At 62.5% G+C, this 14,911-nt stretch carries 13 protein-coding genes; 4 read left to right on the top strand and 9 right to left on the bottom strand.

The window, feature by feature from the left end; all coding sequences use genetic code 11:
- Positions 1-18 precede the first annotated feature (18 nt).
- The gene (locus ACSQ8Y_RS24565; protein WP_436269020.1) at positions 19-1,056 is read right to left on the bottom strand and encodes an NAD(P)H-dependent flavin oxidoreductase; all 1,038 of its coding nucleotides are present in this window, start codon (positions 1,054-1,056) and stop codon (positions 19-21) included.
- Positions 1,057-2,464: 1,408 nt separating this feature from the next.
- Here ACSQ8Y_RS24565 and ACSQ8Y_RS24560 point away from each other — a divergent pair.
- Positions 2,465-3,175 (top strand): 5'-methylthioadenosine/adenosylhomocysteine nucleosidase, encoded by a 711-nt coding sequence (locus ACSQ8Y_RS24560; RefSeq protein WP_436269019.1) that lies wholly within the window; start codon positions 2,465-2,467, stop codon positions 3,173-3,175.
- 107 nt (positions 3,176-3,282) lie between these two features.
- Here the strand turns inward: ACSQ8Y_RS24560 and ACSQ8Y_RS24555 are convergent, their stop codons facing one another.
- Both ACSQ8Y_RS24555 and putA read right to left on the bottom strand, forming a co-directional pair.
- Positions 3,283-3,975 (bottom strand): transposase, encoded by a 693-nt coding sequence (locus ACSQ8Y_RS24555; RefSeq protein ID WP_436269018.1) that lies wholly within the window; start codon positions 3,973-3,975, stop codon positions 3,283-3,285.
- Positions 3,976-4,189: 214 nt separating this feature from the next.
- Entirely contained in the window at positions 4,190-7,807 is a 3,618-nt protein-coding gene (gene putA, locus ACSQ8Y_RS24550) for a trifunctional transcriptional regulator/proline dehydrogenase/L-glutamate gamma-semialdehyde dehydrogenase (RefSeq protein ID WP_436269017.1), read from the bottom strand.
- A gap of 220 nt (positions 7,808-8,027) precedes the next feature.
- Here putA and ACSQ8Y_RS24545 point away from each other — a divergent pair, with 220 nt between their 5' ends.
- Together ACSQ8Y_RS24545 and ACSQ8Y_RS24540 are read left to right on the top strand one after the other, a co-directional pair.
- A complete protein-coding gene (locus ACSQ8Y_RS24545) occupies positions 8,028-8,483 on the top strand; it encodes an Lrp/AsnC ligand binding domain-containing protein (RefSeq protein ID WP_028833852.1) in 456 nt (151 codons plus the stop codon).
- A 54-nt stretch (positions 8,484-8,537) separates the two neighbouring features.
- Entirely contained in the window at positions 8,538-10,097 is a 1,560-nt protein-coding gene (locus ACSQ8Y_RS24540) for a methyl-accepting chemotaxis protein (RefSeq protein WP_436269016.1), read from the top strand.
- Positions 10,098-10,264: 167 nt separating this feature from the next.
- Here the strand turns inward: ACSQ8Y_RS24540 and ACSQ8Y_RS24535 are convergent, their stop codons facing one another.
- Positions 10,265-11,233, bottom strand: a complete 969-nt coding sequence (locus ACSQ8Y_RS24535) for a LysR family transcriptional regulator (protein ID WP_436269015.1) — start codon at positions 11,231-11,233, stop codon at positions 10,265-10,267.
- A gap of 177 nt (positions 11,234-11,410) precedes the next feature.
- On the opposite strand from ACSQ8Y_RS24535, the gene ACSQ8Y_RS24530 reads away from it, so the two are divergent.
- A complete protein-coding gene (locus tag ACSQ8Y_RS24530; protein ID WP_436269014.1) occupies positions 11,411-11,653 on the top strand; it encodes a hypothetical protein in 243 nt (80 codons plus the stop codon).
- Positions 11,654-11,730: 77 nt separating this feature from the next.
- On the opposite strand, the gene ACSQ8Y_RS24525 is transcribed toward ACSQ8Y_RS24530, so the two are convergent.
- From ACSQ8Y_RS24525 to ACSQ8Y_RS24505, 5 genes are all read right to left on the bottom strand, one after another.
- Positions 11,731-12,357: a chalcone isomerase family protein gene (locus ACSQ8Y_RS24525; protein WP_436269013.1), complete on the bottom strand. Its 627-nt coding sequence runs from the start codon at positions 12,355-12,357 to the stop codon at positions 11,731-11,733.
- Positions 12,358-12,422: 65 nt separating this feature from the next.
- Positions 12,423-12,692, bottom strand: a complete 270-nt coding sequence (locus tag ACSQ8Y_RS24520; RefSeq protein WP_436269012.1) for a YfhL family 4Fe-4S dicluster ferredoxin — start codon at positions 12,690-12,692, stop codon at positions 12,423-12,425.
- Positions 12,693-12,701: 9 nt separating this feature from the next.
- Entirely contained in the window at positions 12,702-13,205 is a 504-nt protein-coding gene (coaD, locus tag ACSQ8Y_RS24515) for a pantetheine-phosphate adenylyltransferase (RefSeq protein WP_436269011.1), read from the bottom strand.
- A gap of 127 nt (positions 13,206-13,332) precedes the next feature.
- A complete protein-coding gene (rsmD, locus tag ACSQ8Y_RS24510; RefSeq protein WP_436269010.1) occupies positions 13,333-13,971 on the bottom strand; it encodes a 16S rRNA (guanine(966)-N(2))-methyltransferase RsmD in 639 nt (212 codons plus the stop codon).
- A 30-nt stretch (positions 13,972-14,001) separates the two neighbouring features.
- The gene (locus ACSQ8Y_RS24505; protein WP_436269009.1) at positions 14,002-14,901 is read right to left on the bottom strand and encodes a DUF6279 family lipoprotein; all 900 of its coding nucleotides are present in this window, start codon (positions 14,899-14,901) and stop codon (positions 14,002-14,004) included.
- Positions 14,902-14,911 lie beyond the last annotated feature (10 nt).

The following is a 14,911-nucleotide window of genomic DNA, read 5'->3' as shown; positions in this document are numbered from 1 at the left end:
CCGGATATTAAAAACGTGTCAGCCTGCTTGCATTTCCTTGAGCAAGGTTTCCACCAGCTTGGCCGCCGGCATGCCCCGCGCGCGGCCGACGCCGCTGCCGCACCACAGCGACATCCATTCCGTATCGCCGCGCCTGGCCGCCTCGGCACGTATGCTGCCGGTCAGCGCGTTCTGCACCGGATACGCCGGCACTTGCAGCTCCACCTCCCCCATCACGCGCATGAAGCGGTTTTCCAGCCCGCGCGCATAGCGGCCGGAAAAGGCCCGCGTCTGACGGGTGGGACGGTCGCCCGCCGACAACAGGCACTGCTTGTAAGCCGGATGAATGCCCGATTCATTCGTCACCAGGAAAGCCGTGCCCATCTGCACCGCCTTGGCGCCAGCCGCCAGCGCGCGTTTGATATCCTTGCCGTCCATGATGCCGCCGGCGGCAATCACCGGTATGCGCACCGCCGCCACCACCGCCGGCAGCAGCTCGAAAGTGGTCAGCGTCGCATCCTTCTGGGCGCCGATGAAAGTGCCGCGGTGGCCGCCCGCCTCCACGCCGGATGCCACCACCGCATCGGCACCGGCTGCCTGCCAGGCCAAGGCCTCGGCAATGGTGGTCACAGTCCCGATCACCGCAATGCCGGCCGCGTGCAGCCGGGCAACCTGATCCGGATTCAGAATGTCGAAGGTGAAACTCGCCACAGCGGGCCGCAACTCCAGCAGCGTTTCAAACTGGGCGGAGAAATCTTCACACCACTTGGCCGGCATCGGCAACTCCTGCCAGCCCAGCTCGGACCACACCGGCTTCAACAGCTCGGCCGCGCGTTCCAGCTCGGCCACAGTGGGCGAAGGCATGCCCTGGACGAAGAAATTGATCAAAAACGGCTTGTCGGTCAGCGCACGGATGGCGGCCACCTGGGCGCGCAGCGCGTCGGGCCCCAGCAGCGAACCGGCCAGCGAACCGAGCGCGCCGGCATTGCAAACAGCCGCGATCTGCTCCGGCGTGTTGCCGCCGCCATTCGTCGGGCCCTGGATGATGGGATGGGGAAACAGGGACAGCAGCTCCATGACAGCCTCCTGGTGCCTGTTGATAACTATATGGATATCCACAGGCATGGTTTGTGAGTAAGCAAAAGGTAAACCGGGACGTCAAATTTTGTCCAGATACAGTCCTTCAGCCGTACACCGTTTACGCGCCGTGTTGTACAGGCCGCAAACGGTTGATTCTAATCCAGTTAACCCGGTTATCCACAGAAAAGTGACTACGTTAACAACTACTATTATTTTGTATACATACCTCTTTAAAGTAAACCAAAGCTTCCTGCTTTCCCCCGCAAAGGCCAAAAACCCTGCAAACCCTGCATTCCTGCAAGCTCTTCTGCCGCTGAAGCTGGTCTTCTCCCAGACTGGATTGGCAGAGTTCACCTGGCAGTAGAGACGGAGCAAGCATGGCGGCAGAGCGAAAAACAACAGACCAGCCCACCCCAAAGGCTATCTTGGCTATCACGGACGTCTGCTGGCCAATCTGCGCGCCCTGCTCTGCTCACGTAGCAGTACTTTCACCCACGACTTCTGGAACGGCTGGGCCTGATCGCCGGCTATTTGCCCGTCATCATCACCTACGTCGACCGCTGCACCTTCACCAGTCGGCGCTTCGAGTACGTCGTCAAACGAGCTCCTCAAAGCGCCGTGGGACGCAAAGTGGAAGAAATGACAGGTCTGGCCGTCTACACGCTGTCTAAACCGCAGCTGCACACCGCCCTGGCCGGCCAAACCGTTTATTTGAGGCCTCCCTTGCTCAGCAATGACGGTTTAGGTTGGGAAGGGGAAGTCTGGCGCCAGGACCGGCGAACCGGCGGATGTTCCCGGCCAAGACGTCCTGGTTTCCAAACCCGTACCAAGGGAGATTCGGAAGAACTGCACGTGGCTGTTGATAAGTCCATGGATATCCACAGGATGACATGTGGGTAAGGAAGTGAATTGTCCACCACCCAATTTTTATCCAAGTTTTGCCCCTGCGCTAGTACAGCGATTGTCCTGCCGCTTATCTTTTCCGCAAATCCATGATTTCACTGATGTTTACGTGGTTATCCACAGGAAGAACGACGTTTACTACTACTATCATCTGTATATAAAACATTAGTTAACAAACTAAGGAAGACGCGGATTTCGAAGCGAATGGAACAGAGCTCAAAAATGCATGCAAAACAGGGATTGTGGATAAGGTCATGCATATCCACAGGATGACTTGTGGGCAAAGCCCGAAGTTCTGCACACGGAAAATCTTGTCCAGAAGTCGTTCTTCGTAGATACAATGCTTGTGCAGCAGGTTGTAAACGTCGTAAACCCTTGATTTTTGGCTTGTTAACAGGCTTATCCACAAAAAAACGCGCGTTTACTATCTACTACTATTTTTTATATATATCTTTGTTGTAAACCTATAAAAGAAAACGCGAACCTGAAAAACGGAGAAAAAATGCGTCTAGGCATCATCAGTGCACTCGCTGAAGAGCAAAACGGGCTGATAGAAGCCATGGAAAGCCAGCACAAGGTCACCCATGGCATGCGTGAGTACACTGAAGGCAAGCTCTGGCACATCGATGCGGTATGCGTCCTGTCGCGTATAGGCAAGGTAGCGGCCGCCATGACTGCGAGCATCCTTGTGGAAAAGTTCGGAGTTACCCACATCGTCTTCACGGGAGTCGCCGGAAGCGGGGATCTGGGAGTAAGGGTTGGCGATGTTGTAATAGCAGACAGCCTGGTTCAGCACGATATGGACGCCAGTCCATTGTTCCCGAGGTTCGAGATCCCGTTAACCGGTCTTTCGCGGATTGCAAGCGACCGCGATTTGACGCGCCAGTTGGCCGCTGCCGCCAAGGAATTCCTGGAAAACGAATCCGGCAATCCGCAAACGCACCGCGGATTGATCGCCAGCGGCGACCAATTCATCAACAAACGCGCGCAGTTGTCCGCTTTGAAGGATGCATTGCCCGAATTGCTCGCGGTGGAGATGGAAGGCGCAGCGGTTGCGCAAGTATGTTTCGAGTTAGGCATCCCGTTTGGCGTGATCCGCACCATCTCCGACAACGCCAATGAAGACGCCGCAATCGACTTCATGCACTTCGTCCAGACTGTCGCCAGCCGCTATGCCTACGGCATCCTCAAATCCTTCTGCCAGAACCGCTAGCCCCGCACCTGCAATCGCCCCCCTGTGCACAAATCCACAGTTATCCACAACGCACCCGCAGCCCCCCGCGAAAAGGGGCCAGGGTCAAATCGTAAAAAGGGCCAGGGTTATTTTTCGTCCTTTCGAGGACGTCCTCGATCCCGAATTTCGCAGTTTTCGGTGATAAGTTCTTCAACGGATGCCCGGAAACTATCATTGCCCAGCGGTTTCCCATGGTTAAGGGCTCGCCTGATGGTCAAAATCTCAGGTTCTCCAAGCAACTGCGCGCATAGATCACGATATGCCAGGTGGCGTGCATCAGGGAGGCTGGCCAAACCCGTGTAGAGGGCATGTGGCGTTATCAGCGGATTGCGCTGGCCCAGCGCATTGGCTCGGTAGCTGCTCCATCGATAGGATGCGGGATCGTGCACCATGTTGGCCCGAACCGGGTTGTACTCGATGTAGTGGTGACAGCGCATCAGATAGCTTTCCGCCTGGACGAGCGACGAGCGATATCTGCTTTCCCACAAGGTGCCTGAGCGCTTGTACTTTGTGTTGACGAAATGAACAAATCGTCTCCCTAGCGACATGAAGAGCCGTGCGCAGTTGCCCAGCTCGGCCTGGGTCAGCAAGAGATGAACATGGTTGTCCATCAGTACGTAGGAGTGCAGCGCGCATTCATTTTCCTGCAGTGCAACGCCCAGCCAGTGCAAATAGAATTCGAAGTCTTCCGCTTCGAAAAAGCAAGGTGAACGATTGTGCCCCCTTTGCACGATGTGTATGGGAACGCCTGCGAGCTGGATGCGAGGAGGTCTTGGCATACATCCAGCGTAACGACCTAGAGGAAATAGAGATTGCGGTGACGCAAGGAATTGCTTAAAACGGCAATTAATTAACCCTGGCCCCTTTTACGATTTGACCCTGGCCCCTTTTCGTCGGTTCGCGGCCTTGTGGAGAAGGTCGGATTTATCCACAGGCTTGCTGAAATGAAAAAAGCCAGGCGGACTGCCTGGCTTTGAGGGGGGAGCGGGGAACTTAGGCGCCGAGGGTCATCAGACTGGCGTTGCCGCCCGCCGCCGTCGTGTTGACGCACAGGGCGCGCTCAGCGACGAGACGCCAAAGGGGGATGGCCTCGCCTGCGACAGTGTCTATGACGGCCACCAGGGCCCCTTCACGGGCCGCCAGCTGCTCGCGTACCCCATGGGACAGGGCGGACTCAACCAAGGCCACCTGGAACCCGCAGGAGACGCTGGCCAGGCTGTTGACGAGCTTGACCTGGTCCTTTACCTCCGCCGGCAGGTCTTCCGGCAGCACTTTCGACACCACCACCGCCTGGTTGCCGGTCGCCAGCACCGCCGCGATCTGGTTCAGCAGCACTTCGGCCGTCTCCGCAATGCACACCACCGCGCCGCGCGGGACGAAGCTCAAGGTGTTGCGCTCGCCCGTCGGGCCCGGCAATTCCATGGTCTTGCCCAGGGGCGTGCTGTGCGCGTACTGGTCCGCCAGCGAGACGACACGCTCGTTCTTGCCCTTGGCCCAGACTTCCAGCGCATCCAGCGCCGGCGTGGCCAGGCGGGCGTGCTGGGCCGGCGCGAGCGCACCGCGCTGCAAGCGCTTCAGGTACAGCGGACCGCCCGCTTTCGGGCCGGTGCCCGATTTGCCTTCGCCGCCGAAGGGTTGCACGCCGACCACGGCGCCCACGATATTGCGGTTGACGTAGATGTTGCCGACGTGCGCGCGGGCGGTGATGAAGTCGATGGTTTCATCGATGCGGGAGTGCACGCCCAGCGTCAGCCCGTAGCCGCTGGCGTTGATCTGCTCGACGATCTTGCCCAGGTCGGCGCGCTTGTAGCGGATCACGTGCATCACGGGGCCGAACACTTCCTTGCTCAGCTCGTCCAGCGAGCGGATTTCCAGCACGGTCGGCGGCACGAAAGTGCCGGCCGAAGCCGCCGGCAGGGGCAAGGAGTAGTGGTTCAGCGCCGATTTCTTCATCTTTTCGATGTGGCCGAGCAGGTTTTGCTGCGCTTCTCTGTCGATCACGGGGCCGATGTCGGTGATCAAACGGTCGGGGCTGCCAATGTTGAGCTCGCCCATCGCGCCTTGCAGCATTTTGATGGTCTTGTCGGCAATGTCTTCCTGCAGGAACAGCACGCGCAGCGCGGAGCAGCGTTGGCCGGCGCTGTCGAAGGCGGACGAGATCGCGTCCTGCACCACTTGCTCCGGCAACGCGGAGGAGTCGACGATCATGGCGTTCTGGCCGCCGGTCTCGGCGATCAGCGGGATGTCGGCGCCTTCGGCGACCGCGCGCCTGGCCAGGGTGCGGTTGATCAGCTGCGCCACTTCGGTGGAGCCGGTGAAGATGACGCCTTTCACGCGCGCGTCATTGCACAGTCCGGCGCCGACCACGTCGCCGCGCCCCGGCAGGAATTGCAGCGCGGCGCGCGGCACGCCGGCTTCGTGCATCAGTTCCACCGCGCGGTGGGCAATCAGCGGCGTCTGCTCGGCCGGCTTGGCCAGCACCACGTTGCCGGCCGCCAGCGCGGCGGCGGCCTGGCCGGTGAAGATGGCCAGCGGGAAGTTCCACGGGCTGATGCATGCGACCGGACCGAGCGCCAGGGTGTTGGGCGCGCCGCCGGCCTGCGCCGCGTAGTAGCGCAGGAAATCGACCGCCTCGCGGATCTCGGCGATGGCGTTTGGCAGCGACTTGCCGGCCTCGCGGATGGCCAGGGCCATCAGTTCCAGCATGTTGTGCTCGAACAGGTCGGCGGCGCGGTTCAGGGCGGCGGCGCGCAGCGACGGTTCGGTGGTTTGCCAGTCCATGGCAAAGGCGCTGGCGCTGGCCAGCGCGCCGTCGACATCGGCAGCGCTCGCTTCGCTGACGGAACCGACCACGTCGGCGCGCTGGGCGGGGTTGATCACCGGCTGCGAGACCTGGCCGATGGTGACGGCGCCGGCCAGCAAGGGGCCCGCGTTCCAGCTGCGCGGCTGGGCCAGCGCGGCCGATATATGGCGCAGCATGTCCTCGTTGGCCAGGTCCAGGCCGGCGGAGTTGCGGCGTTCGGCGCCGAACATGTCCACCGGCAGCGGAATCGCGGCGTGCGGCTGCCCGCCCTGCTCGCGCGCGGCGTCGACCGGGTTCTTGATCAGCGCTTCGACCGGGATCGCCTCGTCGACGATCTGGTTGACGAAGGAGGAGTTGGCGCCGTTTTCCAGCAGGCGGCGCACCAGGTAGGCCAGCAGCGTTTCGTGCGAGCCGACCGGGGCGTAGATGCGGCAGGCCTTGTCCAGGTTGTCCTTGCCCACCACCTGGTCGTACAGCGATTCACCCATGCCGTGCAGGCACTGGAATTCGTAGTTGGACACCCCGCCCGCCTTGGCCCACGTGTGGATGGTGGCCAGGGTTTGCGCGTTGTGGGTGGCGAATTGCGCGAAGATGAGCTCGGTCGCGGCCAGCAGCTTCTGCGCGCACACCAGATAGGAGACGTCGGTGTAGACCTTGCGCGTGTAGACCGGGTAGCCGGGCATGCCGTCCACCTGGGCACGCTTGATCTCGGCGTCCCAGTAGGCGCCCTTGACCAGGCGCACCATGAACTTGCGGCCGCTGCGCTTGGCCAGGTCGACCAGGTAGTCGATCACGAAGGGGCAGCGTTTCTGGTAAGCCTGCACCACGAAGCCGATGCCGTCGAAGCCGGCCAAGGCGGGATTGAACGCCATGGCTTCCATCAGGTCCAGCGACAGTTCCAGCCGGTCGGCCTCTTCCGCGTCGATGTTCAGGCCGATGTTGTATTGCTTGGCCAGCAGCACCAGCGCGGTCAGGCGCGGCAGCAGTTCGTTCATCACGCGGGCGTGCTGCGCGCGCGAGTAGCGCGGGTGCAGCGCCGACAGTTTTACCGAAATGCCGGGGCCGTCCTTGATGCCGCGTCCGTTCGACGCGCGGCCGATGGCGTGGATGGCCGTCTCGTAGGCGGCGTAGTAGCGGGCCGCGTCCGCCTCGGTCAGCGCCGCCTCGCCCAGCATGTCGTAGGAATAGCGGTAGCCGCGCGCTTCATTGGGCTGGCCGTTCTTGATCGCTTCGTCTATGGTCTGGCCGGTCACGAACTGGTTGCCCAGCATGCGCATGGCCAGGTCCACGCCCTTGCGTATCAGCGGTTCGCCGCCCTTGGCGATCAAACGGGTGATGGCCGAGCCCAGGCCCTGCTCGCTGCTCGAACTGACCAGCTTGCCGGTCACCAGCAGGCCCCAGGTGGCCGCGTTGACGAACATCGACGGCGATTCGCCCAGGTGCTTGCGCCAGTCGCCCTTGCTGATCTTGCCGGCGATCAGGCGGTCGGCGGTGGCGCTGTCGGGGATGCGCAACAGTGCTTCGGCCAGGCACATCAGCGCCACGCCTTCCTCCGACGACAGCGAGAACTCATGCATCAGCGCGTCGACGCCGGAGGCGCGGGTGCGCTCCTTGCGCACGGCCGACACCAGCCGGTGCGCCAGCGCTTGCGCGTCGGCAGTACCGCCTTCGCGCACCTCGCCGAGCAGCCACTGCACGGCGCCGGCCTCGTCGCGGCGGTAGGCGGCGGTGATGGCGGCGCGCAGCGGGCTCGGGTCGCGCAGGATCTCGGCTTGCAGGGTGGAAAACGGCGTGGCGACTGCTTGCATGGAAAGGCTTTCTACAATGGGAATCGTTGAGACGAGCACAGTAAAAACGCCCGTCCGGCACCAGGCGGGGCGAGCGTCATCGACCGGAATCGGGGCGTGCTGCTAATGATTCGATTGTAGGGGGAATTCTTCTGGATTAATTCTGGTATTACTTAGGACTAGCAATACATTGTTTTTGGTGAGAGAATTTAACCAAATATAATTTGAGGGGGATAAACACATGCTGGACAAGATCAGTAAGAAGATCCTGATGGAGCTTCAAAGCGACGGCCGCATCAGCAATGTCGAGCTGGCGGCGCGCGTCAATCTGTCGCCGGCGGCGTGCCTGGAGCGGGTGCGCAAGCTGCACGAGTCCGGCTATATCATGGGCTACACCGCCCAGCTCAACCCGCAATTGCTGGATGTGTCGCTGCTGGTGTTCATTGAAGTGGTGCTCGATCGTACCACGCCGGAAGTCTTCGATGCGTTCAAACATAGCGTCCAGGTAATACCGGAAGTGCTCGAGTGCCACATGGTGGCGGGCGGTTTCGACTACCTGGTGAAGGCACGCGTGAAAGACATGGCGGCCTACCGCGAATTCCTTGGCAAGACTCTGCTGCAAAAGGGCGTGCGTGAAACCCATACTTATGCTGTGATGGAAGAAGTCAAGAACACGAGCAAGTTGCCGATCAAATAGTGACATACGCCCGGGGCGATGCGCCGGACGCCGCAATGTAATGATGGAGGTCGAATGAAGTTGCAGCACAAGCAGGTGCGACAAATTTTGCGGATACTCGGCGCCACCGCGGCAGGCGCTTGCACAGCATGGTTGGCCCAGGTGGCTGGCGCCGGTTCGCCATGGCAGGCCATCCTGGGCGGCCTGGCGGCGGCGATCACGGCGCAGCTGGCCCAGTCGGTCGGCGACGGCAGCGGCGACGACGGCACGCGCCGCTTCGCCCACGTGGTGGGTGAGGAGATCGACGCCATCATGATAGGCGCGGCGGAGACTTCCTATTTCGTCGACTCGGTCAAAAAGAAGATTGAAAGCGATGTGCGCACGGCCAGCGAGATCGCCACCAGCTCCGGCCAGAACGCGCGCGCCACCGAGCAGATCGCGGCCCACGCCGAGCGCGCTGCCGCGGTGGCGGCGCAGGTACGGGCGGAAACCGAAGCCGGCCGCGCCGAGGCGGACCAGGGCCTGGCGCGCATCAGCCGCGCCCGCAACGACGCCCAGCAGGCTGCCGCCACCATGGCCAGCCTGCAGGAAAAGGCGCGCAGCATTTACGGCTTCACCGAAGCCATCACCGAAATCTCCGCCCGCACCAACCTGCTGGCGCTGAACGCCGCCATCGAGGCGGCGCGCGCGGGCGAACAGGGGCGCGGTTTCGCGGTCGTCGCCGGCGAAGTGCGCCAGCTGGCGCAGCGCACCAAGGAAGCGACCGACGAGATCAGCGCCATGGTGCGCGCCATCAACGAACAGGCCGCGTCGGCCACGGCCGGCATGGATTCACTGTCGGGCATGGTCAGCGAGGCGGCCGGCAATGTGGAAACCGTGCACGGGCTGCTGACCAGCATCGAGGCCTCGTCCGGCGTGTCGGAGAAGGCCATCGGCCAGATTGCGCGCGCCTCCCGCGAGCATGTCGACACCACGCGCGTGATCGCCGACGCCATCACGCAGATCCGCGACAGCATGCTCTCCACCGACGCCGAGCTGCCGCGCGCCACCGGTTCGGCCATGGCGCTGGCCGAGCGGGCCGAGGTGATCGCGGCGGCGCTGGGCATGTCGGACGTGGCCACCGCGCACGACGAGATTCGCATGGCGGCACAGGCTGCGGCCGGGGAAGTCGGCAAGCTGTTCGAAGCGGCCATCGCCGGCGGCAGGATTTCGCACGCGGCGCTGTTCGACCGCCAGTACACGCCTATCCCGAACACCGATCCGCCCAAGCACAGCACCAAGTTCGACAGTTTCACCGACCGCGCACTGCCGGAGCTGCAGGAAGGCTTGCTGACGCGCCTGCCGCACCTGGCTTACGCGGGCGCTGTGGATAACAATGGCTATTTCCCCACCCACAACAAGAAGTTCTCGCAGCCGCTGACGGGCGACTACGACGTCGACATCGTCAACAACCGGACCAAGCGGATCTTCAGCGACCGAACCGGCAAACGCTGCGGCTCGAACACCAAACCCTTCCTGCTGCAAACGTACAAGCGCGACACCGGCGAGGTGATGCACGACTTGTCGGCGCCGATCTTTGTGAACGGACAGCACTGGGGCGGCTTCCGCATCGGCTACCGTTCCGCCGCGCATTGATGGTGGGTTATGCGGGGGGGCCGAGCCACTGCGTGCTAATCCGCCCCTACGGACCGCCGTAACCTGCGGGCGAAAATCGGGGTGAGGTCCGACATTGCCCTACGGACCGCCGCTGCTTGTAGGGAGGGTTAGCGCCTGGGCGCGTAACCCGCCATCACACCGCTGGCTTAGTAAGTATCGCTGCGCGGGCTGGTGCCCGGGGCGGTGCGCTGGGCCACGTTGTTCATGCCTTCGAGGTTGGCGCGCAGCCATTTGTGCGCCGGGCTGCGGGCGTCGCGCTCGTGCCACAGCATGTCCAGGTGCACCGCCGGCAGCGTGAACGGCAGCTCCTTGTGGATCAGCGCGTCCGTCATGCCGGTCGAGGCGATCAAATGCTTGGGCAGCACCGTGATCAAGTCCGAATTGGCCACCACCCGCCCCGCCGTGAAGAACTGGTTCACCGTCAGCAGGATGCGGCGCTCGCGCTGGATCTGCGCCAGCGCCTCGTCCACCAGGCCGTGCGCGCGGCCGGAGAAGCTCACCAGCAAATGGTTCGCCGCGCAGTAGTTCTCCAGCGTCAAATCCACCTTGGCCAGCGGATGGTCGCGCCGCATCACGCACACATAGTGCCCGGAATACAGGCGCTCATGCCGGATCGGCGAACTGGTGTCGCTCGACAGCTGGGCCGCCACGCCGGGGAAGAAGCCCACCGCCAGGTCGACGTCGCCGCGCAGCAGCATGGGGCGCGGTTCGCGCGTGGTCAGCGGCACCATGCGCACGTTGACGCCCGGCGCCTCGCGTTCGATCGAACGCATCAGCGAGGGCAGCCAGAAGGCGGCGGTGGCGTCCGCCATGGCCAGGCGGAAGGTGGCGTGCGCCTTGGAGACGTCGAAGGTCTCCGGCGTGACTGCCGCCTCCAGGCTGGCCAGCGCGCCCCGCACCGACGGCCACAGCGCCTCGGCGCGCGGGGTCGGCTTCACGCCGTAGGCCGTGCGGATCAGCAATTCGTCGCCCAGGCTCTCGCGCAGGCGCTTGATGGCGTTCGATACGGCCGGCTGCGTCATGGCCAGATGGCCGGCGGCGCGGGTCAGGTTTTGCTCGGTCATCACCGCGTCGAAAACTCGCAGCAGGTTCAAGTCCAGCGTCAGAAAGCTCATGGTTGCCCGGCGTTATGGTTTTGACTCTTATTCACGTTCCGTATAGATGATATCGGGAAACGAAATTGGATTTATATGTTGCAGCGCACTATAGTGACACTTGATTGTAATTGCACCTCAACTTCAATGTCCACCTTCATTTCTGCTGTACAAGCCCTGACCCTCGATCTTTCGATTATGGATGCCATTCAAATCCTGCTGGGCGCCGTCCTGGCCTTGTCCCTGCTGCTGCTGTTCAAGCCGCTGCTGCGCGGTATCGCCCGTGCGTTGCTGCTGGTCGTGCGTCCCAAGCTGAACAAGGAGCAACGCCTGCAGCGCCGCCTGATGAAGGATGCCATGATGCTGAACCGCATGCTCAATGCGATGGACGGCGCGCCCAGCCACGCCGCCGAATTGCGCGCCATGGCCGCCCGCGCCTGAGCGGGCCGCTGTAACCGGGTTACGGCCGCACGCTGGCCGGTACCGCGCGGCAGGTTCTCTGCCGCGCCGCAACATCTTTATTTTTCACCCAGCAGCTGAGGTTTCAGCCCGCTGTCCACGGGCTTGTCGCCCAGCCAGATCCGCAAGATCGCATTGAAGAAGGCATGGTCCGGCAGCACGCCGCCCACGTTCTTGCCGTTCATCATCACTTGCGTGCCCGAACCGGGCATCCAGTCCACCGTCAGCACGTCGCCTTTTTTGAAGGCGGGGATAGCGGCGAACATTTCACCGAATTGCCTGGTTTGCTGAACGATCTTGTTGCGTTCTGCCTGGTCGGTATTGTCATTCAGGCCGGCCATGAAGGCACGGCCGAACTCTTCCGATGTCAGTTCGCGCAGCGACACGATCCGGATACGGCTCGGCGTCTCGGCGGCGAGGATGTCGGCCACGGTGGATTTCTTCTCGGTCAGGTACAGGCCCAGCGCATAGACCTTGAAGATGACTTTGGTCCGCACGCCGGCGCCGTTCAGCTTGAGCGGCGCGCCGTTGACGGTGATGGCCTCGTCGAATTTGATACCGGCCACTTCGGCGGCACAGGCTGGAATGACCGGCAAGCCGGCCAGCGCCAGCAGCACGGCTGCGGCGGCGCTTTTCAGGAGGGTGCGGCGGCGGGTGCGGCAGCGATGTTGGCGCGGTGAAGTCATGCTGTCTCCTAGGTGTTGTATGCGGTGAATATACCACCGGCACCAGGGAATGATGACTTCTCGCCTTACTCGGCCTTCTTGTCCGTCTTGCCGTCGGTCAGGCGGTGGTACTTCGCCATCAACTCTTCCTGGGTTTCACGCCAGGCCGGATTGAAGGGGATGCATTCGACCGGGCAGATCTGCACGCACTGCGGCTCGTCGAAGTGGCCGACGCACTCGGTGCATTTGTTGGGGTCGATCTCGTAGATCTCGGTCCCCATGTAGATGGCGTCGTTCGGGCACTCGGGCTCGCACACGTCGCAGTTGATGCACTCGTCGGTAATCAGTAAAGCCATGATGTGTCCTTAACCTTCGGCCTTCGCGCTCTTCATCGCTGCGATCTTCTTTTGCAGCCAGCGGTCGACGGACGGGAAGACGAACTTGGAGACGTCGCCGCCCAGCACGGCGATTTCGCGCACGATGGTGCCGGAAATGAACTGGTACTGGTCGGACGGGGTCAGGAACAGCGTTTCGACGTCCGGCAGCAGGTAGCGGTTCATGCCCGCCATCTGGAACTCGTATTCGAAATCGGACACGGCGCGCAGGCCGCGCACGATGACGCGCGCGTCGTGCTGGCGCACGAAGTCTTTCAGCAGACCGGAGAAGCTCTGCACTTTCACGTTCGGATAGTGGCCCAGCACCTCGTTGGCGATCTCCAGGCGCTCTTCGAGCGAGAAGAAGGGATGCTTGTTCTGGCTGTCGGCGACGCCGACCACCAGCGTGTCGAACAGGCCGGACGCGCGGCGCACCAAATCTTCATGCCCGCGCGTGAGCGGATCGAACGTTCCCGGATAAACAGCTACAACCATTGCGGCTCCCTTGCGATGCACCATTTAGATGTCGCATTATGCCTGAAAAGCAGGCGGGCCTTAAAACCGGGGCTTCCCGGCCGTCTCGCTTTTGCTGGTCTTAGCCCGGCCTCCGCCTGGTCCCTGCCTAGCCCCGGTACTGCAGCAGATGATAGAACACCATCCCGGCCTTGTCGGCCCGGACCACTTCCCAGCCCGCCATCCACTCCGGCGACTCGCCTTCTTCGAAGGTCAGCGGCAGGCCGGATTCGGCGTACACCAGGCCGTTTTCCTTGAGCAGTTTGCTGCATAGCGGCAAAGCGCGCTCCAGGAATTCCTGCTGATAGGGGGGATCGAGGAAGATCAGGTCGAACGTCTGGCCGCGCACGGCCAGCGACTGCGCGGTGGCCAGCGCGTCGCTGCGCAGCAGCTGCACATTGGCGGCGTTCAGCTTGGCTTTGACGGCGTCCAGCTGGCGCACCACGGCGGTGTTGCTGTCGGCCATGACGACGCGCTCGGCGCCGCGGCTGGCCGCCTCGAAACCGAGCGCGCCGCTGCCGGCGAACAGGTCGAGCACATGGGTGCCGGCCCATTCGCCGTCGCGCAGGTGGCTGATCCAGTTGAAGGCGGTTTCGCGCACGCGGTCCGGCGTCGGACGCAGGCCCAGCGCTTCGAGCACGGGCAGCGGCGTACGCTTCCAGGCGCCGCCGATAATGCGGACCTGGTTGCTGTGTTTAGGCCCGTGGACGGGCACTCTGGCGGGTTTGTTGGAGGCTTTCTTTTGCATGGCGGCACTATAACATGGGCGTCACCCGGCCTAATGCGCCTGCGCCGCCAGCGCGTTCAAATCCTCGATCCAGCCTTGCATGCGCTTGTGCGCGTGCGCCTTCTGCTCCGGCGTGGCGATGCGGATTACCGTCAGCACCAGTTCCATGGTGCCGGTCTGGTAGGCGTCGAAGAAGGCCTTGCGGTCGGACGGCTTCTCGGTGCGGTCGAAGTTGTCCTCGATCAGCTGGCGCACCATGGCCTCGGCAGCCGCCGGCGCCGGCCTCTCCTGCTGGATCTTGCGCGCCACGGCGAGGATGCCCTTCTGGCGCCGGATGCGCTCGTCCAGCCACAGTTCATTGTCCAGCGGCCGCGCGTCGGACGCCTTGCGGATGATCTCCTCCTGCTCGCGGCTGAAATTGCCGAACCACAGTTCGAACTGGTCCATCGATTTCTTGTAGCGGAACTTGAGCTGCTCGTCGCGCCCGCCCTTCATGTTCTTTTTGCGGAACTCGCTATTGTTCTTGGCGAATTTCTTCTCCATCTGCGCCAGCTGCTCCGGCTTGAGCGCCAGCGCCAGCTCGGCGATGTCGGGCGCGCCTTTCAGCATGGCCGCCTCGGTGCGGGCGCGGATGTCCTTGTAGTCGGCCTGCAGGTCGGCCAAGGTCGGGTTGGCCTGCAATTGCTGCTGTGCGTGCCTCAGCACTTGCGCATAGTCTTGCAGCTGGGTTTTGCGGTGCCAGCGGAAAAAATCGCCGATATCGGACTTCACACCGGGCTTTTGCGCCGAGTCCAGGTCGACGTAGGCGTCCAGCCACCAGAACAGCAAGGTGTCGCCGTTGTTGTAGGCCAGTCTTAGGGAACTGCAGGCGCCCAGCAGCGCCAGCAAAGCGATCAGGAAAATGTAGCGTGCGCCCCGGAAGCGCGTGCCCTGCATGTTAAACTTTTCCATAATTTCAACT

Origin of the sequence: Pseudoduganella sp. LjRoot289 (assembly GCF_964252925.1) — a bacterium.
GTDB lineage: Bacteria > Pseudomonadota > Gammaproteobacteria > Burkholderiales > Burkholderiaceae_D > Rugamonas.
The sequence above is the reverse complement of the archived record's forward strand: the minus strand, read 5'-3'. Positions and strand labels throughout refer to the sequence as shown.

Coding starts and splice junctions, on each gene's coding strand:
- coaD (WP_436269011.1), bottom strand. CDS start 13,205: ATGGTTGTAGCTGTTTATCCGGGAACGTTCGATCCGCTCACGCGCGGG.
- ACSQ8Y_RS24520 (WP_436269012.1), bottom strand. CDS start 12,692: ATGGCTTTACTGATTACCGACGAGTGCATCAACTGCGACGTGTGCGAG.
- ACSQ8Y_RS24560 (WP_436269019.1), top strand. CDS start 2,465: ATGCGTCTAGGCATCATCAGTGCACTCGCTGAAGAGCAAAACGGGCTG.
- ACSQ8Y_RS24505 (WP_436269009.1), bottom strand. CDS start 14,901: ATGGAAAAGTTTAACATGCAGGGCACGCGCTTCCGGGGCGCACGCTAC.
- ACSQ8Y_RS24525 (WP_436269013.1), bottom strand. CDS start 12,357: ATGACTTCACCGCGCCAACATCGCTGCCGCACCCGCCGCCGCACCCTC.
- rsmD (WP_436269010.1), bottom strand. CDS start 13,971: ATGCAAAAGAAAGCCTCCAACAAACCCGCCAGAGTGCCCGTCCACGGG.
- ACSQ8Y_RS24565 (WP_436269020.1), bottom strand. CDS start 1,056: ATGGAGCTGCTGTCCCTGTTTCCCCATCCCATCATCCAGGGCCCGACG.
- ACSQ8Y_RS24545 (WP_028833852.1), top strand. CDS start 8,028: ATGCTGGACAAGATCAGTAAGAAGATCCTGATGGAGCTTCAAAGCGAC.
- putA (WP_436269017.1), bottom strand. CDS start 7,807: ATGCAAGCAGTCGCCACGCCGTTTTCCACCCTGCAAGCCGAGATCCTG.
- ACSQ8Y_RS24540 (WP_436269016.1), top strand. CDS start 8,538: ATGAAGTTGCAGCACAAGCAGGTGCGACAAATTTTGCGGATACTCGGC.
- ACSQ8Y_RS24555 (WP_436269018.1), bottom strand. CDS start 3,975: ATGCCAAGACCTCCTCGCATCCAGCTCGCAGGCGTTCCCATACACATC.
- ACSQ8Y_RS24535 (WP_436269015.1), bottom strand. CDS start 11,233: ATGAGCTTTCTGACGCTGGACTTGAACCTGCTGCGAGTTTTCGACGCG.
- ACSQ8Y_RS24530 (WP_436269014.1), top strand. CDS start 11,411: ATGGATGCCATTCAAATCCTGCTGGGCGCCGTCCTGGCCTTGTCCCTG.